The organism is Micromonospora halotolerans, assembly GCF_032108445.1.
GTDB lineage: Bacteria > Actinomycetota > Actinomycetes > Mycobacteriales > Micromonosporaceae > Micromonospora > Micromonospora halotolerans.
Genome location: NZ_CP134876.1, coordinates 2,306,012 through 2,326,365 on the forward strand (window position 1 = coordinate 2,306,012; position 20,354 = coordinate 2,326,365).

The window sequence follows — 20,354 nt, forward strand, 5'->3', positions numbered from 1 at the left end:
AGGACACAACCAGAGTTGAGTCTATTCCGCTCAACTCCACCGGTGTGACCCCGCTCACTCCCGGCGTTTCCAGCGCCAGCCGAACTCCCCCGCGGCAGGCGGCGGCCCGGGCAGCGGCGGCTCGGCCTGCGCGAGACCGGCCAGCAGCAGCGCCAGGTGGCGGCTGCGCAACTGCCGGGTCCGCTCCGGATCGGGTACGCGGATCGCAGCGCACCCCTCGAGCAGCAGCCCGACGTCCTGCGCCACCACGTCCGGCCGGAGCCGCCCCGCCCCCCGCGCCCGCTGCACAAGCCCCTCGACCAGCTCGTTCGCGCGTATCGCGGCCCGGCCCATCTCCTCGGTCGGGGTGAAGGTGCCGGCGAGGTGCACGGTGAGAGAGTGCACGTCGGCGTCGACGACGCGGGCCAGGAAGCCGGCGAACGCCGCCCAGGCGTCCGGCTCGGCGGCGGCCTCCTCGCCCGCCGCGATGAACCGCCGCAGCCCGTCGTCGCAGAGCTTGCGCAGCAGGTCCTCCTTGCTCGCGTACCGCCGGTAGAGGGCGCTGATGCCGACACCGGCGCGCTCGGCGACGGCGGCGATGGGTGCCTTCGGGTCATCGAGGAAGACGGCGCGCGCGGCCTCCAGGATCACCGCGTCGTTGCGGGCCGCCTGGGCACGTCGGCCGGCGAGCGGCGGAGGGTCGGTCGGATTCGGCATGCGTCGAGACTAACACTGGAACGGATCGTTCCGCTCTGTTACAGTGGAACGGAACGAATCATTCCGTTCTGGAGGAGCAGTCATGACGGACACCGCCATCCGCCCGTACCGCGTCGAGATTCCGCAGGCCGCGCTGGACGACCTCGCCGACCGGCTGCGCCGGACCAACTGGCCCGGCGAGCTGCCCGGCGTCGGCGGCGCCTACGGCATGGCGACGGACCGGGTCCGCGAGCTGGCGACGTACTGGTTGGAGAAGTTCGACTGGCGGGCGGTCGAGGCACGACTGAACGCCCACCCGCAGTTCGTCACCGGGATCGACGGCGAGGAGATCCACTTCCTGCACGTCCGGTCGTCCCGGCCGGACGCCACCCCGCTGGTGCTCACCCACGGCTGGCCCGGCTCGGTGGTCGAGTACCTCGACGTGATCGCCCCGCTCACCGAGCCGGCCGACCCGGATGCGCCGGCGTTCCACCTGGTGATCCCGTCGCTGCCCGGCTTCGGCTTCTCCGGTCCGACCCGCAGCGCCGGCTGGAACCGCTACCGCACCGCCCGCGCCTGGGCGACGCTGATGGCCCGCCTCGGCTACGACCGGTACGGCGCGGTCGGCAACGACGCCGGCTCGATGATCTCGCCCGAACTGGGCCGCCTCGACGCGGACCACGTGCTCGGCGTGCACGTCACCCAGCTCTTCTCCTTCCCGTCCGGCGACCCGGTCGAGTTCCAGGGGCTCTCCGCGGCCGACCAGGCCGCGATGCGGCACCTCCAGTGGTTCGTGGAGAACAAGTTCTCCTTCAACCAGGTGCAGAGCCAGCAGCCGCAGACCCTGGCGTTCGCGCTGGCCGACTCGCCGGTCGGCCTGCTGGCCTGGAACGGGCAGCTGCTCGACGAGAGCCTCGACCCGGACTTCGTCCTGGCCAACGTCGCGATCTACTGGTTCACCGGCACGGCCGCCTCGGCGATGCGGTTCTACTGGGAGGACGCGCACGCCACCGAGCAGCCGGCCGGACCGACCACGGTGCCGACCGCGGTGGCGATGTTTCCCGGCGACTTCCAGTCGATCCGCCGGTTCGCCGACCGGGACCACGCCAACATCGTCAGCTGGCACACCTTCGACGCCGGACCCGAGCGGCAGGGGGACGTCGGCGGCCACTACGCCGCGCACGAGGCGACCGACCTGCTGGTCGGCGACATCCGGCAGTTCTTCGCCGGGCTCCACTGAACCCTCGACGTGTTCGTCGCCGGGCCGGAGCAGCCCGGCGACGAACCGTCAGCCCTCGTCCAGCACCACCCGGACCCAGCGCCGGTTCGCCGTCCAGCCCGTGCCGAGCACCACGTCGTCCGGGCCCCGGGCGGCGATCGTGCCCTCCCCCAGGACCGTGAGGTGGTGCTCGGAGGTGAGCGGCCAGTCCACCCGGTAGTAGCGGCCGCCGGCCACCACACCCACCCCACCCGGGCCGGTCACCGCCACCAGCTCGGCGCCGAGCGGCGCCACCGAGCGGGCCTGCGCGGGATGCCCGACGGCGCGGACCGGCGCCCACTCCGGGCCACCCACCAGCCGCCAGAGCGCCGGGAAACCCGCCCGGTCCGGGCGCTCCCCGACCAGCCAGGCGCCGCCGTCCGGTGCGATCACCACCCGCAGCACCCCCACCTCGTCACCCCGCCAGGACAGCGGCGTCGACACCCAGTGCCGGCCACCGTCCCGCGACACCGCGGCCGAGGGACGGCCGTCGCGCGCGCCGGCCGCCACCACCAGGTCGCCCGAGTGACCGACGGTGTTCAGCCCCGGTACGGCCGGCTGGACGGGCAACGGCCGCAGGGTGGCGCCGTCCCGCTCGGCCACCGCACCGAGCCCCTCGGCCACCTGGAAGCGGCCCCGGGCCGCCACCAGAGCCGCCGGCTCCCCGCCGGTCGTGTGGGCGAAGGTGGCACCGCCGTCGGTCGAGGTGTACCAGCCGTACGGCTCGGCGAGCAGCACCAGCGCCCCCGGCACGGCGTAGAGCTGCTGGTTCACCGCCACCGGACGAGGGTGCCGCAGGGCCCGCCAGCTACGGCCACCGTCCCCGGTGGCGTACAGGAGGGCGGCGGGGCACCCCCCGGCGGGCGGCGGGTCGTCGCAGGCGGCGACGAAGAGGGCGTACCCGTGGTCGGCGTCGACGAACTCCACGAACGGGCGGTCGTACCGGCGGTCGACGGCGACCCGGACGTGCCGTACCTCGTCGAAGCCGACCGGCCGCGACGGCACCAGCGCGGTCGGCGCGGGACGCGGGGACGCGGACGACCGGTCGGGTGGGGTCCGGCGGACGTCGCCGATCGAGCAGGCGGCCAGGGCCGGCACCAGCAGCAACCCGGTGGTCCGGAGCACGCGGCGACCGATCATGGGGCCCCTCCTCCGCGACGGTAGCCTTGCGCGGGTGCGAGTACGTGTTGAACAGACTGCCCTACCGGGGATCGGCGTCCGTCACGATCTGATGACGGAATCCGGCCGCCGGCTCGGCGTGGTCTCCCACCGCAATGGCCGCCGCGACCTGGTCCTCTACGACCCGGACGATCCCGACTCCTGTCAACACGACATCCCGCTGACCGACGACGAGGCGGAGGCCCTGGCCGACATCCTCGGCGCGTCGCTGATGCTCGGCCAGCTCGCCGGGCTGCGCGAGCAGGCCGCGGGGCTGCTCACCGAGCAGATCGCCATCCCGGCCGGCTCCCGCTACGTCAACCGGCGGCTCGGTGACACCAAGGCACGGACGCGCACCAGCGCCTCCATCGTGGCGGTGCTGCGTCAGGGCGAGGTGATCGTCTCGCCCGATCCCACCTTCCGGTTCGCGGCCGGTGACGTGGTCGTCGTGGTCGGCACCCGCCAAGGGCTCGACGGGGTCACCGCGATCCTCGCCGAAGCCGACCCGGACGGCTGAGGCGCGGATGCACGAATCCACCACGCTGCTCGTCGAGGTCGGCGCGCTGCTGCTCCTGCTCGGCCTGCTCGGCCGGCTCAGCCGCCGCGTCGGCGTCTCGCCCATCCCCCTCTACCTGCTCGCCGGACTCGCCTTCGGCCACGGCGGCCTGCTGCCGCTCAACGCCAGCGAGGAGTTCTTCGCCGTCGGCGCGGAGATCGGCGTCATCCTGCTGCTCGTCATGCTCGGCCTGGAATACAGCGCCAACGAACTGGTGGGCAACCTCCGCTCGGCCGCGCCGGCCGGCCTGATCGACGCGGTGTTCAACGCACTGCCCGGCTTCGCCTTCGCCCTGCTGCTCGGCTGGGGCTGGGTGGCCGCCGTCGTGCTCGCCGGCGTCACCTGGGTCTCGTCGTCCGGCGTGATCGCGAAGGTGCTCGGCGACCTGGGCCGGGTCGGTAACCGGGAGACCCCGGTGATCCTCTCCGTCCTCGTCATCGAGGACCTGGCCATGGCCCTCTACCTGCCGCTGGTCACCGCGCTGCTCGCCGGGGTCGGCCTGGTCAAGGGCGGCATCGCGCTCGCCGTCGCGGTGCTCACCGTGGTCGTCGTGCTGGCCGTCGCCATCCGGTACGGGCACCTGATCTCCGCCGCGCTCTCCGCGAAGGACCCCGAGGCGCTCCTGCTCGGGGTGCTCGGCCTGACCCTGCTGGTCGCCGGGGTGGCGGCCAAGCTCCAGGTCTCCGCCGCGGTCGGCGCGTTCCTGGTCGGCATCGCCCTGTCCGGGCCGGTGGCACACCACGCCACCCAGCTGCTGTCCCCGCTGCGGGACCTCTTCGCCGCGGTCTTCTTCGTCTTCTTCGGCCTGGTCACCGACCCGCTGGACATGCCGCCGGTGCTGCTGCCCGCGCTGCTGCTGGCCGTGGTGACCATGGGAACGAAGCTGGCCACCGGTTGGCTGGCCGCCCGCCGGGCCGGGATCGCCGAGCCCGGCCGGTGGCGCGCCGGCTTCGCGCTGACCCCGCGCGGCGAGTTCTCCATCGTCATCGCCGGCCTGGCCGTCGCCGCGGCGTACCCGGTCGAACCCCGGCTGGCGGCGCTCGCCACCGCGTACGTGCTGATCACCGTGGTGACCGGGCCGATGCTGGCCCGCCTGCCCGACCTGCCCTGGTTCAAGCGCTGGCTGCGCCGGCGCAGCGCCGCCCGGCCGCCCGTGCCGGTGGGGGCGGCCGACTGACCTCGGCCGGGCCGGGTCGGCCGTACGGTGGACCCGGCCCGGCCAACGGTTGCCGAATTGATTCCGGGAAGGTCTACCGCCACCCGGCGAAACCGCGTTAACGTGTCGCCCCAGCAGCCAGGGTCCGCGGGTGGCCGGTGCCCCCGCCAGCGTAAGCGGAAGGTCGGCCGGTGAGCGTGCAGGAAGAGACGTTCCACGGCTTCGCCAACCCCGTCGATCCCTCGCCCGCCGAGCTGAGGTCGTGGGCCTACCAGCCGGATTCCGTCCCGCTGACCTCCATGCCGCCGGACTGGGACCTGCTGGTCGCCGGGGACCACCTGGTGCAGACCCTCTTCGACCTGGCCATGGACCCGGCCTGTCCGGCCCGCCGGTTCGCCCTGCACTGCCTCTACATCTACGCCGCCGACGGCATCCGGACGAACTTCCGGGCCCACCCGAAGCGCCGCTTCCGCAAGCTCGTGGAGCAGGCCGAGCGGGCCGGCGACGAGCTGATGCGCAACTGGGCGCACAACAGCCGCGTGCTGCTCGCCCGGCCGGACCTCTTCGTCTACCGGGACTGGTGCGAGGGCGGCCTGGTGCGGGAGAACCGGCGGCTCTAGCTCTTGCTTCTCTGTGTGGGGGGTGTGGCCCCACCGTGCCCGGCTCCGGGCGGTCAGGCTTGATCCCTGCGCCGGTCACGGCGGGGTCACACCTACCTCCGTGGCTCGCCGCCGGGCTTCGTGGGATTGATCTCCTGTGTCCCGCCCTGGGAAGGCGAACGGGCCGGGACCCCCCGTGGGTCCCGGCCCGCACGTCGGCGGATCGTTCAGCCGGTCGATCCGCCCTGCTTCCGGCGCCGCTCGTCGTCCCTGGCGCGGTCGACGCCGTGGTCCACCTGGTCCCCGAAGCGCCCTTCCCTGATCTTTTCGGTGAAGCCACCGTCGGTGATCCGGTCGAATCGCTCCCGGACGTTCTCGGCCACCTGCTCCAGCCGTTCCTCCGCCCGTTCCGCCACCTTCTTCGCCGATTCCGCCATGGCTCCCCCTGCCAGTTCGGAGGCCGAATTGAGTCGGTTGGCCGCATTCACAGGCTAGCGAAACCGGCCCTCCCGGATCCGGCTTTCCCCCGAACCGCACCGCCTGCCGGCGGGATGGAATGCGCGAAGGCCGGCGCGGCCCGGGGTGGGCGCGCGCCGGCCTTCGCGGCGGGGAAAAATCAGCGGTCGGGGGTCCGGCGGGGACGCCAGACGACGAGCGCGGTGGAGGTGCGGTTGGTGGGGACGAGGTCGCCACGGGCGAAGCCGCCCAACGACTCCAGCTCGGCGATCCGGCGGTACGCGGCGTCCAGCTCCGCCTCCAGCCGGGCCACCCGCCGCTGGGCCTCCTCCAGCAACCGCTCCAGGTGGATGATCCGCTTGACCCCGGCCAGGTTGATCCCGTCGTCCTGGCTGAGTCGCTGCACCTCGCGGAGCAGCACCACGTCCCGGACGCTGTAGCGGCGACCGCCGCCGGCCGCCCGGCCGGCCTGCACGAGGCCCAGCCGGTCGTACTGGCGCAGCGTCTGCGGGTGCATCCCCGCCATCCGGGCCGCCACCGAGATCATCAGAACCTTGGCCTCGTAGGCAGGGTCACCCGAGCCGACGAACTCCTGTGACATCCCCGCTCACCTCCGCTGCCTCGTCACCCGGTCAACTGAATCGACGCACCCGCGCGTCGAGATGTTCCCGCGCGGCCGGCGGGGTCTGCTCGGCGAACGTCTCCAGCGCCGCCCGCGCCTCGTCAGACAGCGTCGCGGGGACCACCACGTCGAGGGTGACCAGCAGGTCACCGGCGCGGCCGTCCCGGCGTACGACGCCCTTGCCCCGGGCGCGCAGCACCCGGCCGCTGGGCGTGCCCGGCGGCACCCGCAGCGTCACCGTGCCGTCCAGGGTCGGCACCCTCAGGTCGGTGCCGAGCACCGCCTCCGCGAACGTGATCGGCACGGTCAGGGTCAGGTCGTCCCCGGTGCGCCCGAACAGCTCGTCCGGGCGGACCTTCACGTGCACGAACAGGTCGCCCGCCGGGCCGCCCCGCTCGCCGGGCTCACCCCGCCCGGCCAGCCGGATGCGCTGGCCGTCGGCCACCCCGGCCGGGAAGCGCACGTTCAGCGTGCGGGTCTTGGTGACCCCGCCGGTGCCGTGGCACTCCGGGCACTTCTCCTCGACGACCGTGCCCACGCCCTGGCAGTTGCGGCACGGCTCGGAGAAGCTGAACGACCCCTGGTTGCGGGTGGTCACCCCGGCGCCGTGGCAGACCGGGCAGGCCACCGGCTGGGTGCCCGGCTTCGCCCCGTTGCCGTGGCAGGTCTCGCAGACCCCGGGGGCACGCAGCGTCAACGGCAGGGTGACGCCGCGGACCGCGTCGGGGAAGTCCAGCGCCACCTCGGTCTCGACGTCCCGGCCCCGGGCCGGGCCGCGCGGACGGGCCGCGGCGCCGGCGCCCCCGCCCGTGAAGATCGAGCTGAACAGGTCGCCCAGGCCACCGCCGCCGAACCGGGCCTCGCCGCCGCCCGCCCCGCCGAACAGGTCGGACACGTCGAACGGCATGCCACCGGGCTGGCCCGCGCCGCGGGCGTTGCGCCGGAAGGCGCCGGAGCCGAAGAGCGACCGCATCTCGTCGTACTCGCGACGCTTCTTCTCGTCGCCCAGCACGGCGTACGCCTCGGAGACGGCCTTGAACCGCTCCTCGGCCTTCGGGTCACCGGGGTTGTGGTCCGGGTGCGACTCCCGAGCCAGCTTCCGGTACGACTTCTTGATCTCGTCCGAGGAGGCGGACTTCTCCACGCCCAGCGCGGCGTAGTAGTCCTTCTCGATCCAGTCCTTGGAACTCACCGGTCCACCCCCTTCCACGGGACGTACCCCGGTCGTCCCGCCCGCCCGGGGTGGGCGGGCGGGACGTCACGGGTCGGCACTACTCGGGCTCGGCGACCGCGACCAGGGCCGGCCGCAGCAGCCGTTCGCCGAGCTGGTAACCCCGGCGCATGACCTGCACGCAGGTCGGCTCGGTCACGTCGGCGGAGGTCTGGTGCGCCACCGCCTCGTGCCGGGTCGGGTCGAACGGGTCGCCCTGCTCGCCGAACGCGGTCAGGCCGAACTTGGTCAGCGCCGTGGTGAGCTGCTCGGCCACGCTGCCGAACGGACCCACCAGGTCGCCGTGCTCGCGGGCCCGGTCCAGGTCGTCGAGGATCGGCAGCAGCGCGGTCAGCACCGTGCCGGTCGCCTGCTCCTGGACCAGGCTGCGGTCCCGGTCGACCCGCTTGCGGTAGTTGGCGTACTCCGCCGACACCCGCTGGACGTCGCGGGTCCGCTCGTCCAGCTCGGCCCGGAGCGACTCCACCTCGCCGCCGACCGGCGCCTTCTCGGTGGTGGCCTCCTCGCTCGGCTGGGCCGGCGCGTCGACCACGGGCGGGCCGGAGACCGTGGCCTCGGCCTCGCCCTCGATCTCGTCGACCACGACCTCGGCCTCCTCGACCAGCCCCTCGGCGGGCGCGTCGGCCGCGGCGTCGGCGGCCGACGTGTCGGTCACCGCCTGCTCGGTGGTCTTGCCGATCTTGCGCTTGTCACGGATGACGACGCGCGGCTCCTCGCCGGCGCCCTGACCGGCGGTCGCGGAGCCACCCGGCGCCGACCCCGTGGAGCCGGGATCGGCTGCTCGTGGCTTCTCCGTCATGCGGCTACCTCATCCCTCTCGCGGCGAGAAACGTGTCCGGGACCGAAGGTCACTTCTTGTCCTCGTCCACGATCTCCGCGTCGACCACGTCGTCGGGGCCGCCGGCCTGGGGACCGCCGGTCGCACCGGCGCCGGCGCCCGGCCCGGCCTCGCCCGGCCCGGCCTGCTCGCCCTGCTGCTGCGAGTAGAGCAGCGAGCCGGCCTGCTGGGAGACCTGCGCCAGCTTCTCGTGCGCGGCCTTGATCTTGTCGATGTCCTGGCCGCCGAGGGCGCTGCGCAGCTCGCCGAGCGCCTCGTTGAGCTGGTCACGGTTCTCGGCGGGCAGCTTGTCGCCGCTCTCCGCGAGGAACTTCTCGGTCTGCCACTGGAGCGCCTCGGCCAGGTTGCGGGTCTCGGCCTCGTCGCGCCGCCGCTTGTCCTCCTCGGCGTGCTCCTCGGCGTCCCGGCGCATCCGCTCGATGTCGTCCTTCGGCAGCGAGGAGCCGCCGGTGATCGTCATCTTCTGTTCCTTGCCGGTGCCCAGGTCCTTGGCGTGCACGTTGACGATGCCGTTGGCGTCGATGTCGAAGGTGACCTCGATCTGCGGCACGCCGCGCGGCGCCGGCGGGAGGCCGGTCAGCTCGAAGGTGCCGAGCTTCTTGTTGTAGGCCGCGATCTCCCGCTCGCCCTGGAACACCTGGATCAGCACCGACGGCTGGTTGTCGTCCGCCGTGGTGAAGACCTCGGAGCGCTTGGTCGGGATGGTGGTGTTGCGCTCGATCAGCTTGGTGAAGATGCCGCCCTTGGTCTCGATGCCCAGGCTCAGCGGGGTCACGTCGAGCAGCAGGACGTCCTTGACCTCACCCTTGAGCACACCGGCCTGCAGGGCGGCGCCGACGGCGACGACCTCGTCCGGGTTGACGCCCTTGTTGGGCTCCTTGCCGGTGAGCTGCTTGACCAGGTCGGTCACGGCCGGCATCCGGGTCGAGCCGCCGACCAGGATGACGTGGTCGACGTCCGAGACCTTGATCCCGGCGTCCTTGACGGCCTGCTCGAACGGGCCCTTGCAGCGGTCCAGCAGATCCTGCGTCATCCGCTGGAACTCGGCACGGCTCAGGGTCACGTCGAGGTGCAGCGGGCCCGCCGAACCGGCGGTGATGTACGGCAGGTTGATGTTGGTGGTGGTGGCGGCGGACAGCTCGATCTTGGCCTTCTCGGCCGCCTCCTTGAGCCGCTGCATGGCCATCTTGTCCTGGGACAGGTCGATGCCGTGCTCGCCGCGGAAGGTCTTCACCAGGTGGTCGATGATGCGCTGGTCCCAGTCGTCACCACCGAGGTGGTTGTCACCGCTGGTGGACTTGACCTCGATGACGCCCTCGGCCAGCTCCAGCAGCGAGACGTCGAAGGTGCCGCCACCCAGGTCGAAGACCAGGACGGTCTGCTCCTTGGAGCCCTTGTCGAGGCCGTACGCCAGCGCGGCCGCGGTCGGCTCGTTCACGATCCGCAGCACGTTGAAGCCGGCGATCTCACCGGCCTCCTTGGTGGCCTGCCGCTGGCCGTCGTTGAAGTAGGCCGGCACGGTGATCACCGCGTCGGTGATCTGCTCACCCAGGTACGCCTCGGCGTCCCGCTTGAGCTTCATCAGCGTGCGCGCCGAGATCTCCTGCGGGGTGTACTTCTTGCCGTCGATGTCGACGGTCCAGTTGGTGCCGATCTCCCGCTTGACCGAACGGATCGTCCGGTCCGGGTTGGTCACCGCCTGGCGCTTCGCGACCTCACCGACGAGCACCTCGCCGTTGCGGGCGAACGCGACGATCGAGGGGGTCGTCCGCGAGCCCTCCGCGTTGGCGATGACGGTGGGCTCACCGCCCTCGAGAACGCTGACGCAGGAGTTCGTCGTGCCGAGGTCGATGCCGACCGCACGTGCCATGTTCGCTTCCTCGCTTCGTAACGGTGAGCAGGTCAACGGGCCTGCCCGGCGGGTCGCCCGCAGCGACCGCACCACAAGTTGAGTGAACTTGACTCAATAGTGCCACGCCCCGGGCGATCCGCAAGTCCAGGTTGAGCCGACCCGACGCAACCTGACCGTTATTACCGTCCGGTTGTCTTACCTTGCGTCGGTCGGGCACGCTTTAGCGGTGACGACGCACGGCGATCCCGCCACCCATGCCGGCGCGCCCGCCGTCGCCGCCCGCACCGGCCCCGACGACGCCGGCGGGGACCGGCCCGCCGGCGCCGCGGAAGGCCTGCCCGCCGCACTCACCGGCCTGCGGGCCGCGATCGCGGCGGCCCGGTTCCCGCTGGCCCTGCCCTCGGCCGAGCCCGCCCGCCGCACCGCCACCGGTCTCACCGACCAGCTCGACGACTACCTGCTGCCCCGGCTCGCCCGCCTCGACGCCCCGCTGCTCGTGGTGGTCGGCGGCTCGACCGGCGCCGGCAAGTCGACGCTGGTCAACAGCCTGGTCCAGGCGCGGGTCAGCGCCGCCGGGGTGCTGCGCCCCACCACCCGCTCGCCGGTGCTGGTCTGCAACCCCGCCGACGCGGCCTGGTTCCGCCAGGGCGAGCTGCTGCCGGGCCTGACCCGCACCACCGAGCCGAGCGAGAACCCGGGCACCCTCCAGCTGGTCACCGCCCCCGCGCTCCCGGCCGGGCTGGCCTTCCTCGACGCGCCCGACATCGACTCGGTGGTCGACGCCAACCGGGCCCTCGCCGGTCAGCTGCTGGCCGCCGCCGACCTCTGGCTCTTCGTCACCACGGCCGCCCGCTACGCCGACGCCGTCCCGTGGGAGCTGCTGCGCAGCGCCCGGGCCCGGGGCACGGCCGTCGCCATGGTCCTCGACCGGGTCCCCCCGGAGGCGGCCGACGAGATCGCCGCCCACCTGTCCGAGATGCTCGCCGCACAGGATCTCGGCGCCGCGCCGCTGTTCGTCCTGCCGGAGACCTGGGTGGACGGGCAGGGCCTGCTCCCCGACCGGGTCACCGCCCCGCTGGCCGGCTGGTTCGCGCGGCTCGCCGCCGACGCCGAGGCCCGCTCGGCGGTGGTCCGGCAGACCCTCGACGGCGCGCTGGCCAGCCTGCACCCGACCGTGGACGCGCTGGCCGACGCCGCCGACGAGCAGGCGGCCGCCGCCGACGCGCTGGACGAGCGGGTCCGGGCGGCGTACCGGGGGGCGGAGCGGACCGTCGACCAGGGGCTCAAGGACGGCCGGCTGCTCCGCGGCGAGGTGCTGGCCCGGTGGCAGGAGTTCGTCGGCACCGGCGAGTTCTTCCGCAGCCTGGAGGCGCGGATCGGCCGCCTGCGCGACCGGGTGGTGGCCGCGGTCACCGGCCGTCCGGCCCCGGCCGCCGAGCTGCGGAACGCCATCGAGTCACAACTGGTCACGCTGCTGCGCGGGGTGTCCGCCGAGGCGGCGGAGAACGCCTACACCGGCTGGAAGGCGCACCCGGCCGGGGCGGCGCTGCTCGAACCTGAGCTGGCGCACCCGTCGGCCGATCTCCCGGAGCGCGCCGAGCGCCTGGTCCGCGACTGGCAGCGCGGCGTGCTCGAACTGGTCCGGGCCGAGGGCGGCGACCGCCGCTTCGTGGCCCGCACCGCCGCGTACGCGGTCAACGCCACCGGCCTGGCCGTCATGATCGCGGTCTTCGCGGCCACCGCCTTCATCCCGACCGGGCTGGAGGTCGCCACCGGCGCGGGCACCACGGTCGCCGCCCAGGCGGTGCTCCAGGCGATCTTCGGTGACCAGGCGGTCCGCAACCTGGCCAGCAAGGCGCGGGTGGACCTGCTCGACCGGATCGGCGCGCTGCTGACGGAGGAGGCCGACCGGTTCCTCGCCCGTACCGCCGAGGCGCGCCCGGCCACCGACACCGGTGACGCGCTGCGCCGGTCGGCCCGCGAGGTCGAGAAGGCCCGGCACCGAGCCGGCCTCTCCGGCACGTCGGGCGCGGCACTGCCCGCCGCGGACCAGGGTGGGCGCGCGTGAGCAACATTGTCGGCCGGATGCGGGAGACGTTCCGGGGCGGGCAGCGCGTCGACCCCGACGTCCTGATCGCGCGGCTCCAGGCCCTCCAGCGTTTCCTCGGCGCGGTCGACGGCCAGGTGCCCGACGCCGAGCTGGTCGCCGCGCACACCGTGGTCGAGCGGGCCGGCACCCGGCTCGCCCTCTCCGGCCACCACACCGTGGTCGCGCTGGCCGGGGCGACCGGCAGCGGCAAGTCGAGCCTGTTCAACGCCCTGGCCCGGCTGGATCTCTCCCCGGTCGGCGTCCGCCGGCCGACCACCGGGGTGGCGCACGCCTGCGTCTGGGGGCAGCTCGACGGCGCGTCCCGGCTGCTCGACTGGATCGGGGTGCTGCCGCGGCACCGGTTCGTCCGGGAGAGCCCGCTGGACGGCGACGACGAGTCCACGCTGCACGGCCTGGTCCTGCTGGACCTGCCCGACTTCGACTCGGTGCAGCGGAGCCACCGGCTGGAGGTGGACCGACTGCTCGGCCTGGTCGACCTGGTGGTCTGGGTGGTCGACCCGCAGAAGTACGCCGACCGGGTGATCCACACCAGCTACCTGCGCGAGTTCCACCGGCACAAGGACGTGACCGTGGTGGTGCTCAACCAGGCCGACCGGCTGCCCCCGGCCGAGCTGCCGCGCGTCCTCGGCGACCTGCGCCGGCTGCTCGACGCCGACGGGCTGGAGGGGGTGCCGCTGCTGCCCACGGTGGCGGTGGACCCGGCCGGGCTGGACGGGCTCCGCGCCGAGCTGGAGCGTACGGTCGCCGAGCGGCAGGCCGCGCTGCGCCGGCTGGCCGGCGACGTCGACGCCGTGGTGGCCGGGCTCGACCCGCTGGTCGGGCCGGAGCCGCCGCGCACCCGGCCGGGTGACGCGTCGGCACGGGAGCTCACCACCGCGCTGGCCGGGGCGGCCGGGGTGCCGACGGTGGCCGAGGCGGTCGAGAGGGCGTACCGGCACCGGGCGGTCGGCAGCACCGGCTGGCCGCTGGTCCGGGGCTGGCGGAAGCTGCGGCCGGACCCGCTGCGCCGGCTGCACCTGCCCGGCGGGGGCGCCGACGCGCCCGCGGAGAGCCTGGTCGCGGCCACCTCCGTACCCGATCCGACCGCCGCGCAGCGCTCGGCGCTCAACCTGGCCATCCGCGCGGTGGCCGACCGCTCCGCCGCCGACCTGCCGGCGCCCTGGCCGGCCGCGGTGATCGCCGCGGCCCGGTCCCGGCTGGCCGACCTGCCGGACGCGCTGGACCACGCGGTGGCCGCCACCGACCTGGGCATGGACCGCCGGCCGACCTGGTGGCGGGTGGTCGGCGCGCTCCAGTGGCTGGTCACCCTCGCCGCGCTGGGCGGCCTGGCCTGGCTGGTCCTGGGCTACGCGCTGCGCATCCTGGGCCTGCCCGCCCTCGACTACCCGGAACTCGGCGACGTGCCCTGGCCCACCGTGCTGCTGCTCGGCGGCCTGCTGGCCGGGCTGCTCGTGGCGGCGCTGACCCGACCGGTGATCCGCTGGGCGGCGCGGCGCGCCCGACGCCGGGCCGAGCAGCGGCTGCTCACGTCGGTCGGCAGCGTCGGGGAGAAGCACGTGCTGAACCCGGTCTGGGCGGTGCTGGCCCGCTACGGCGAGGCACGCGAGGCGCTGCGGGAGGCGGCCCGGGGCTGAGCCCCGGCGCGGATGCCCGGCGTGCTGACCGTCGTCGGCGCGGGCCGGGCGGCGTAGGGTCGGTGCATGGCCACGCCACAGACCCCCTACGAGGCGGTGCTGCACGCCGCTCGCGACGTGACGAGGCTCGACTCCGCCCTGGACGCGGAGATGCTCGGCGCCGCGCTGCTCGGCAGCGTCTACGCCGTTGCCGAGACCGATCGGGACAACGCCGTCCGCGAGTTCGTGGGCGGCTTCCTCACCGCCACCTCGCGCCGCCGCAGCGCCGCCGCGACCACCATCCGTGCCGTCTTCGCCACCCTGGTGCCCGACGCCGAGGGCGCCGGCCGGGTCCGCCCCGGCGCGTACGCCCCCGCGTGGGCCGGCCAGCTCGGCCGGGTGCACCTCACGGGCGCCTGGTCGTACGGCGACGTGTACGGCGATCAGACCTCCTACCTGGCCACCTTCGCCTACGACGACGACGAGGGCGGTCCGGAGCACGCCCTCGTGGCGCTGGTCGACCACAACATCGGGATCACCAAGGACGTGTTCGTGGGCGGTCCGGCCGCCCGGATCGTCGAGCAGGCCCGGGAGATCTGCACCCAGGACGAGTTCACCTGGTTCCGCACCGAGGACCCGGCCCGGATGCGCACCGAGGTGGGCCGCCACCTGGCGATCACCGACGACCTCGGCGAGCTGCCCGCGCAGGGCTCGCTGGCCACCGACCGGGCGCTCGTGGGTGCGCGGCTGGCCGCGCTGCCCGGCCCGGCCCCGGCGGCGGCCGACCTCCCGCCGCTGACCGACGAGACACGGACCGGGCTGGTACGCGCCTTCCTCGGCTCGCCGGAGGCGGTCCGCTTCGGCCTGGACCGGGTGGCCGACGGGGAGCTGGCCTCGCTGCACTTCTGCCTGGGGCTGCTGCTGGACCACGCGGCGAGCTTCCCGGACGCCGACCCGATGCGGTGGAGCCCGACGGTCGCCGAGCTGTTCCTGCTCGACTGGGTGCACCGGCGGGCCGTGCTGGACATGGACGACGCCGCCATGCTGCCCCGGGTGCTGCGCGGCTGGGCGGCGTACGCGGCCCGCCAGCGGGGGCTCGCGCCGGCGGCGGCCGCCCGCACGGACGAGGCCATCCAGGAGATGGTTCCCGAGTTCGCCCGGCTTTACAGCACGGGCGAGCGCCGCAGCCCGGCCACGGCCGCCGTCGCCCAGCTCATGGCGGACGGCGTGGACCCGGACGATCCGGCGGCGCTGGACGCCTGGATCGAGGCGAACCGCCACCGCCTCACCGACGACCCGGCCTGACCCGCCGGGAGCGGATCAGCGGCGCGGCCCGGTCGGTGCCGTGCTGCCCGACGCCGTGGCGCTCGGGTGCGGGTCGTCGCGCGGGCTGAGCGTCGGCGTGGGCGACGCCTCCGGCGGCGTGCCGGTCGGCGACGGCGTGCTGTCGGGCGGCTCGGTCGTCGGGTCGTCGGTCGGCGACGGCCCGGACGTCGGGGTCGGTTCGGCGGTCGGCGACGGCTCGTCGGTCGGGGTCGGTTCGGTGGTCGGGCTGGGGCTCGGCTCCGGGTCGGACGGCGACGGTGAGGGCACCGGCGACGGGCGCGGCGGGCCGGCCGGCGTGGTCCGGACGGGGCGCGGCGTCGGCACCGGCGCGGGAGCGGCCGGGTGGGACCGGTGGCGGGAACCGAGGTCGCTGTCGTCGGGCAGGGCCGGGGCGGCCGGGAGCACCGGTGCCCGGGGCGGCACGGTGGTGGCTCCGGCGACCGGCGACGGGGTGGGCAGCAGCGGCGTCTGGGTCCCCTCGGGCAACGGGATCACCACCGGGCCGACCGAGGGGGTCGGGATGAACGGGGTGCTGCTGTCCGGAAGGGCGCTGTTCCCCACGGTGGCCGACCCCGCGCTGATCGCGGCGAGGATCGGCATGGAGGCCGTGCCGGCCAGCAGCGCGACGGTGAACAGGTAGCCCCGGCTCGGGCCGCCCAGGCCGTGCGCGCGGTGCGCGCCGACCACCCGCCGGTAGTCGGACCGCGGCACCGCCCGGTGCCGGCCGAGGAACGGAGTTCCCGGAGGACCCTCTGGCGGCTCGGACACCGGCACACTCCTCGTACGCGTCGACAGGGCGGGATCCCGGCGCAGGCTTAAACGGACAAATGCCTCAAGGGGACCACCGTCAGCTTGAACCAGTGACGCTCAGTTCACCAGCCACCACAGCGTGTCGACACACAAATTGTCCGTCCCGTGACGGCGGCACACCAGACAAACGTGTCAATGCGTCGCGAACACGACGGAACGTCACCGGTGGAGGAGGCCGTACTGTGGGCCCGCTCACCTCCTCTGCAATCATTCAGGCACGACGGCAACGCAGCCGCCACCTCCGCGCACCCCGCGGCTGGTGCGGTACGGCGCCGGCGCTCCCGGGTCGGGCTCCTCAACGGGACCCGGCTCACGCCGCGCGGCAACCCTCACCGGGGCTAGGCGCGGCCGCCAGGGACCGGTCCGGCACCAGCCGGGTCGGGCGCACGATGTGCGCGGCACGGGTCACCCCCCGACGCCGGCGCAGACCAGACAGGGAGAGACGGATGGCAAAGGGCGATCCCGGGGCCGCCACCCGCAGCAAGCGGGCCGCACCCCGTACCAAGCGCGCCGCCGCCACGGGCGAACCGGAGCTCGTGCAGCTGCTGACGCCCGAGGGCGAGCGGATCGAGAGCGCGCTCGGCCCGGATGGGACCGAGTACCGCGTCGACTTCACCGACGAGGAGTACCGCGGGCTCTACCGCGACCTCGTGCTGGTCCGGAAGCTCGACGCCGAGGCCACGGCGCTACAGCGCCAGGGCGAGCTGGGCCTCTGGGCCAGCCTGCTGGGCCAGGAGGCCGCGCAGGTCGGCTCCGGCCGGGCGCTGCGTACGCAGGACATGGCCTTCCCGACCTACCGGGAGCACGGCGTCCTCTACTGCCGGGGCATCGACCCGATCATGCCGCTCGGCCTGTTCCGCGGCGTCGACCAGGGCGGCTGGGACCCGAACGAGTTCAAGTTCAACATGTACACGATCGTCATCGGGGCGCAGACCCTGCACGCGACCGGCTACGCCATGGGTGTCGCCATGGACGGCAAGACCGGCAGCGACGAGGGCGAGGCGGTGATCGCCTACTTCGGCGACGGCGCCACCAGCCAGGGCGACGTCAACGAGGCGTTCGTCTGGGCCAGCGTCTTCAACGCCCCGCTGGTGTTCTTCTGCCAGAACAACCAGTACGCCATCTCCGAGCCGCTGGAGCGGCAGACCCGCGTCCCGCTCTACCAGCGGGCCGGCGGCTTCGGCTTCCCCGGCGTCCGGGTGGACGGCAACGACGTGCTCGCGTCGTACGCGGTGACCCGGCACGCGCTGGACAACGCGCGGCACGGCCAGGGCCCGAGCCTCATCGAGGCGTACACCTACCGGATGGGCGCGCACACCACCTCCGACGACCCGACCCGCTACCGGATCGCCAGCGAGGTCGAGGCCTGGCAGGCCAAGGACCCGATCGCCCGGATGAAGGCGTTCCTCACCAAGCAGCAGATCGTCGACGAGTCGTTCTTCGCCGAGGTCGACGAGCAGGCCCGCGCCGAGTCGGTGCACCTGCGCGAGCGGGTGCTCGCCATGCCCGACCCGGAGCCGGTGACCATGTTCGACCACGTCTACCCCAACGGGTCCCCGGAGCTCGACGAGCAGCGGGCCCAGTTCAGCAAGTACCTGGAGTCGTTCGAGGGGAGCGCCCACTGATGGCCACGGAGACGCTCACCCTCGGCAAGGCCCTCAACGCCGGCCTGCGCAAGGCCCTGGAGAACGACCCGAAGGTCGTCATCATGGGCGAGGACGTCGGCAAGCTCGGCGGCGTGTTCCGCATCACCGACGGCCTCCAGAAGGACTTCGGCGACCAGCGGGTGATCGACACCCCGCTCGCCGAGTCCGGCATCATCGGCACCGCGGTCGGCCTGGCCATCCGCGGCTTCCGGCCGGTCTGCGAGATCCAGTTCGACGGCTTCGTCTACCCGGCGTACGACCAGATCGTGTCGCAGGTGGCGAAGATGCACTACCGCTCGCAGGGCAAGGTGCGGATCCCGATGGTCATCCGGATCCCCTACGGCGGTGGCATCGGCGCGGTCGAGCACCACTCGGAGTCGCCCGAGGCGTACTTCGCGCACACCGCCGGCCTGAAGGTCGTCACCTGCGCGAACCCGCAGGACGGCTACTCGATGATCCAGCAGGCCATCGCCTCCGACGACCCGATCGTCTTCCTGGAGCCGAAGCGGCGCTACTGGGAGAAGGGTCCGGTCGAGCTGGACGCCCCGCTGACCGACGCGTATCCGCTGCACGCCGCGCGGGTCGCCCGGCCGGGCACCGACGCCACCGTGCTGGCGTACGGCCCGATGGTGCGCACCGCCCTGGACGCGGCCACCGCCGCCGCCGAGGACGGCCGGGAGCTGGAGGTCATCGACCTGCGCACGCTCTCCCCGCTGGACCTGACCGCCGCGTACGAGTCGGTGAAGCGCACCGGCCGCTGCGTGGTCGTCCACGAGGCCCCGGGCAACCTGGGTCTCGGGTCGGAGATCGCCGCCCGGATCACCGAGGAGTGCTTCTACTCCCTGGAATCCCCGGTGCTGCGGGTCACCGGCTTCGACACCCCCTACCCGGCCGCCCGGGTGGAGGAGGAGTACCTGCCCGACCTCGACCGGGTGCTCGACGCCGTCGACCGCACCTTCGGCTGGTGAGCGGCATGTCACGGATCAAGGAATTCAACCTCCCCGACCTGGGCGAGGGCCTGACCGAGGGCGAGATCCTCGCCTGGCTGGTCAAGGTGGGCGACGACATCGAGCTGAACCAGCCGATCGTCGAGGTGGAGACCGCCAAGGCGGCGGTCGAGATCCCGGCGAAGTGGGCCGGCCGGGTGCAGGCGATCTTCCACCCGGAGGGCGCCACGGTCGAGGTCGGCAGCCCGATCATCGCGATCGACACCGACCCGAACGCCGGGCCGATCGAGCAGTCGACGACCGGTGCGCCGGCCGCCGACCTGCCCACCCCGTCGGCGGCGTCGCTGGCCGCCGTCGAGGTCGCGCCCGAGGAGGGCATGGTCGAGCCGGGCCTGATCGGCGGCGTGGCGCCGGGCGGGCGTACCGCGGTACTGGTCGGCTACGGCCCGCGGAACGCGCCGGCCAAGCGCCGGCCGCGCAAGGGCGGCGTCCCGGCCCAGGCCGCGGCGGCCCCGGTCCAGCCGGCACCCGCGCCGGTCGTTCCGGCACCGGCTGCCCCGGCGGTCAACGGCAACGGCCGGGTGACCGGCGCCGTGCTGGCCAAGCCGCCGGTGCGCAAGCTCGCCAAGGACCTGGGCGTCGACCTCGCCACGCTGACCGGGTCGGGCCCGCTGGGCTCGATCACCCGGGAGGACGTACAGCGGGCGGCGGCGGCCCCGGCGGCGGCCGAGCCGCTGACGGTCGCGACGCCGGCCACGGCGGCCGCGAGCTTCGGCGCCGACCGCGAGCAGCGCATCCCGGTCAAGGGGGTACGCAAGCTCACCGCGGAGAACATGGCCCGCTCGGCGTTCACCGCGCCGCACGTCACGGAGTTCCTGACCGTGGACGTGACCCGGGCGATGAAGGCCCTGGACCGGCTCCGCGAGCGGCGCGAGTGGCGGGACGTGCGGGTCTCGCCGCTGCTGCTGGTCGCGAAGGCGGTGCTGCTGGCGGTCAAGCGCCACCCGATGGTCAACTCGACCTGGGCCGGCGACGAGATCGTGGTCAAGGACTACGTGAACCTGGGCATCGCGGCGGCCACCGAGCGTGGCCTGATCGTGCCGAACATCAAGGACGCCGGCCGGCTCTCGCTGCGCGAGCTGGCGGACGCGATGACCGCGCTCGTCCAGACCGCCAAGGCGGGGAAGACCTCGCCGGCCGACATGTCCGGCGGCACGCTGACCATCACCAACGTCGGCGTCTTCGGCGTCGACACCGGCACCCCGATCCTGCCTCCGGGCGAGTCCGCGATCCTCGCCTTCGGCGCGGTGCGGGAGCAGCCCTGGGTGCACAAGGGCAAGGTCAAGCCGCGCCTGGTCACCACGCTGGGCCTCTCCTTCGACCACCGGATCATCGACGGTGAGCTCGGCTCGAAGTTCCTCCGCGACATCGGGGACTTCCTGGCCGATCCGGAGGCGGCGCTGCTCGCCTGGACCTGACGGTCGCATCGCACCAGGCCACG

At 73.8% G+C, this 20,354-nt stretch carries 18 protein-coding genes; 10 read left to right on the forward strand and 8 right to left on the reverse strand.

Annotated features, from left to right (window positions below; translation table 11 throughout):
* Nucleotides 1–54: 54 nt before the first annotated feature.
* Nucleotides 55–696 carry a TetR/AcrR family transcriptional regulator gene (locus RMN56_RS10875; protein WP_313723696.1) on the reverse strand — a complete coding sequence of 214 codons (642 nt, stop codon included), beginning with the start codon at nucleotides 694–696 and terminating at the stop codon, nucleotides 55–57.
* A gap of 82 nt (nucleotides 697–778) precedes the next feature.
* Between RMN56_RS10875 and RMN56_RS10880 the strand changes: the two genes are divergently transcribed.
* Nucleotides 779–1,915 (forward strand): epoxide hydrolase family protein, encoded by a 1,137-nt coding sequence (locus RMN56_RS10880; RefSeq protein ID WP_313723697.1) that lies wholly within the window; start codon nucleotides 779–781, stop codon nucleotides 1,913–1,915.
* A gap of 48 nt (nucleotides 1,916–1,963) precedes the next feature.
* On the opposite strand, the gene RMN56_RS10885 is transcribed toward RMN56_RS10880, so the two are convergent.
* Entirely contained in the window at nucleotides 1,964–3,073 is a 1,110-nt protein-coding gene (locus tag RMN56_RS10885) for a hypothetical protein (protein WP_313723698.1), read from the reverse strand.
* A 34-nt stretch (nucleotides 3,074–3,107) separates the two neighbouring features.
* On the opposite strand from RMN56_RS10885, the gene RMN56_RS10890 reads away from it, so the two are divergent.
* From RMN56_RS10890 to RMN56_RS10900, 3 genes are all read left to right on the forward strand, one after another.
* The gene (locus tag RMN56_RS10890; protein ID WP_313723699.1) at nucleotides 3,108–3,608 is read left to right on the forward strand and encodes a cation:proton antiporter regulatory subunit; all 501 of its coding nucleotides are present in this window, start codon (nucleotides 3,108–3,110) and stop codon (nucleotides 3,606–3,608) included.
* A 7-nt stretch (nucleotides 3,609–3,615) separates the two neighbouring features.
* Entirely contained in the window at nucleotides 3,616–4,824 is a 1,209-nt protein-coding gene (locus RMN56_RS10895) for a cation:proton antiporter (protein WP_262283538.1), read from the forward strand.
* 170 nt (nucleotides 4,825–4,994) lie between these two features.
* Nucleotides 4,995–5,423 (forward strand): hypothetical protein, encoded by a 429-nt coding sequence (locus tag RMN56_RS10900; RefSeq protein WP_151465805.1) that lies wholly within the window; start codon nucleotides 4,995–4,997, stop codon nucleotides 5,421–5,423.
* Between the two features lie 206 nt (nucleotides 5,424–5,629).
* Here RMN56_RS10900 and RMN56_RS10905 read toward each other — a convergent pair whose 3' ends face one another.
* From RMN56_RS10905 to dnaK, 5 genes are all read right to left on the reverse strand, one after another.
* A complete protein-coding gene (locus tag RMN56_RS10905; RefSeq protein ID WP_313723700.1) occupies nucleotides 5,630–5,839 on the reverse strand; it encodes a hypothetical protein in 210 nt (69 codons plus the stop codon).
* Between the two features lie 179 nt (nucleotides 5,840–6,018).
* Nucleotides 6,019–6,459 carry a heat shock protein transcriptional repressor HspR gene (locus RMN56_RS10910; protein WP_313723701.1) on the reverse strand — a complete coding sequence of 147 codons (441 nt, stop codon included), beginning with the start codon at nucleotides 6,457–6,459 and terminating at the stop codon, nucleotides 6,019–6,021.
* A 31-nt stretch (nucleotides 6,460–6,490) separates the two neighbouring features.
* Nucleotides 6,491–7,672 carry a molecular chaperone DnaJ gene (gene dnaJ, locus RMN56_RS10915; RefSeq protein WP_313723702.1) on the reverse strand — a complete coding sequence of 394 codons (1,182 nt, stop codon included), beginning with the start codon at nucleotides 7,670–7,672 and terminating at the stop codon, nucleotides 6,491–6,493.
* Between the two features lie 79 nt (nucleotides 7,673–7,751).
* The gene (gene grpE, locus RMN56_RS10920; RefSeq protein WP_313723703.1) at nucleotides 7,752–8,510 is read right to left on the reverse strand and encodes a nucleotide exchange factor GrpE; all 759 of its coding nucleotides are present in this window, start codon (nucleotides 8,508–8,510) and stop codon (nucleotides 7,752–7,754) included.
* Nucleotides 8,511–8,559: 49 nt separating this feature from the next.
* Complete coding sequence (dnaK, locus tag RMN56_RS10925; RefSeq protein ID WP_313723704.1) at nucleotides 8,560–10,419, reverse strand: molecular chaperone DnaK; 1,860 nt, start codon at nucleotides 10,417–10,419, stop codon at nucleotides 8,560–8,562.
* Nucleotides 10,420–10,627: 208 nt separating this feature from the next.
* Between dnaK and RMN56_RS10930 the strand changes: the two genes are divergently transcribed.
* The 3 genes from RMN56_RS10930 (at nucleotide 10,628) to RMN56_RS10940 (ending at nucleotide 15,429) form a co-directional block, all read left to right on the forward strand.
* Nucleotides 10,628–12,469, forward strand: a complete 1,842-nt coding sequence (locus RMN56_RS10930) for a GTPase domain-containing protein (RefSeq protein WP_313723705.1) — start codon at nucleotides 10,628–10,630, stop codon at nucleotides 12,467–12,469.
* Nucleotides 12,470–12,486: 17 nt separating this feature from the next.
* Complete coding sequence (locus RMN56_RS10935; RefSeq protein WP_313724707.1) at nucleotides 12,487–14,145, forward strand: GTPase; 1,659 nt, start codon at nucleotides 12,487–12,489, stop codon at nucleotides 14,143–14,145.
* A gap of 66 nt (nucleotides 14,146–14,211) precedes the next feature.
* Nucleotides 14,212–15,429, forward strand: a complete 1,218-nt coding sequence (locus tag RMN56_RS10940) for a hypothetical protein (protein ID WP_313723706.1) — start codon at nucleotides 14,212–14,214, stop codon at nucleotides 15,427–15,429.
* Nucleotides 15,430–15,444: 15 nt separating this feature from the next.
* On the opposite strand, the gene RMN56_RS10945 is transcribed toward RMN56_RS10940, so the two are convergent.
* Nucleotides 15,445–16,218: a hypothetical protein gene (locus RMN56_RS10945; RefSeq protein ID WP_313723707.1), complete on the reverse strand. Its 774-nt coding sequence runs from the start codon at nucleotides 16,216–16,218 to the stop codon at nucleotides 15,445–15,447.
* Nucleotides 16,219–16,706: 488 nt separating this feature from the next.
* On the opposite strand from RMN56_RS10945, the gene pdhA reads away from it, so the two are divergent.
* Genes pdhA through RMN56_RS10960 form a run of 3 tightly spaced genes read left to right on the forward strand, consistent with a single transcriptional unit; the run spans nucleotide 16,707 to nucleotide 20,331 of the window.
* Nucleotides 16,707–17,885, forward strand: coding sequence for a pyruvate dehydrogenase (acetyl-transferring) E1 component subunit alpha (gene pdhA, locus RMN56_RS10950; RefSeq protein ID WP_313723708.1), 1,179 nt, complete (start codon nucleotides 16,707–16,709; stop codon nucleotides 17,883–17,885).
* On the forward strand, nucleotides 17,885–18,874 hold the full coding sequence (locus tag RMN56_RS10955; protein ID WP_262283548.1) for an alpha-ketoacid dehydrogenase subunit beta: 990 nt from the start codon (nucleotides 17,885–17,887) through the stop codon (nucleotides 18,872–18,874). The genes pdhA and RMN56_RS10955 overlap by 1 nt, the downstream gene beginning before the upstream one ends.
* Before the next feature lie 5 nt (nucleotides 18,875–18,879).
* Nucleotides 18,880–20,331 carry a dihydrolipoamide acetyltransferase family protein gene (locus RMN56_RS10960; protein WP_313724708.1) on the forward strand — a complete coding sequence of 484 codons (1,452 nt, stop codon included), beginning with the start codon at nucleotides 18,880–18,882 and terminating at the stop codon, nucleotides 20,329–20,331.
* Nucleotides 20,332–20,354 lie beyond the last annotated feature (23 nt).

Coding starts and splice junctions, on each gene's coding strand:
- RMN56_RS10875 (WP_313723696.1), bottom strand. CDS start 696: ATGCCGAATCCGACCGACCCTCCGCCGCTCGCCGGCCGACGTGCCCAG.
- RMN56_RS10880 (WP_313723697.1), top strand. CDS start 779: ATGACGGACACCGCCATCCGCCCGTACCGCGTCGAGATTCCGCAGGCC.
- RMN56_RS10885 (WP_313723698.1), bottom strand. CDS start 3,073: ATGATCGGTCGCCGCGTGCTCCGGACCACCGGGTTGCTGCTGGTGCCG.
- RMN56_RS10895 (WP_262283538.1), top strand. CDS start 3,616: ATGCACGAATCCACCACGCTGCTCGTCGAGGTCGGCGCGCTGCTGCTC.
- RMN56_RS10905 (WP_313723700.1), bottom strand. CDS start 5,839: ATGGCGGAATCGGCGAAGAAGGTGGCGGAACGGGCGGAGGAACGGCTG.
- RMN56_RS10910 (WP_313723701.1), bottom strand. CDS start 6,459: ATGTCACAGGAGTTCGTCGGCTCGGGTGACCCTGCCTACGAGGCCAAG.
- grpE (WP_313723703.1), bottom strand. CDS start 8,510: ATGACGGAGAAGCCACGAGCAGCCGATCCCGGCTCCACGGGGTCGGCG.
- dnaK (WP_313723704.1), bottom strand. CDS start 10,419: ATGGCACGTGCGGTCGGCATCGACCTCGGCACGACGAACTCCTGCGTC.
- RMN56_RS10935 (WP_313724707.1), top strand. CDS start 12,487: ATGCGGGAGACGTTCCGGGGCGGGCAGCGCGTCGACCCCGACGTCCTG.
- RMN56_RS10940 (WP_313723706.1), top strand. CDS start 14,212: ATGGCCACGCCACAGACCCCCTACGAGGCGGTGCTGCACGCCGCTCGC.
- pdhA (WP_313723708.1), top strand. CDS start 16,707: ATGGCAAAGGGCGATCCCGGGGCCGCCACCCGCAGCAAGCGGGCCGCA.
- RMN56_RS10955 (WP_262283548.1), top strand. CDS start 17,885: ATGGCCACGGAGACGCTCACCCTCGGCAAGGCCCTCAACGCCGGCCTG.
- RMN56_RS10960 (WP_313724708.1), top strand. CDS start 18,880: ATGTCACGGATCAAGGAATTCAACCTCCCCGACCTGGGCGAGGGCCTG.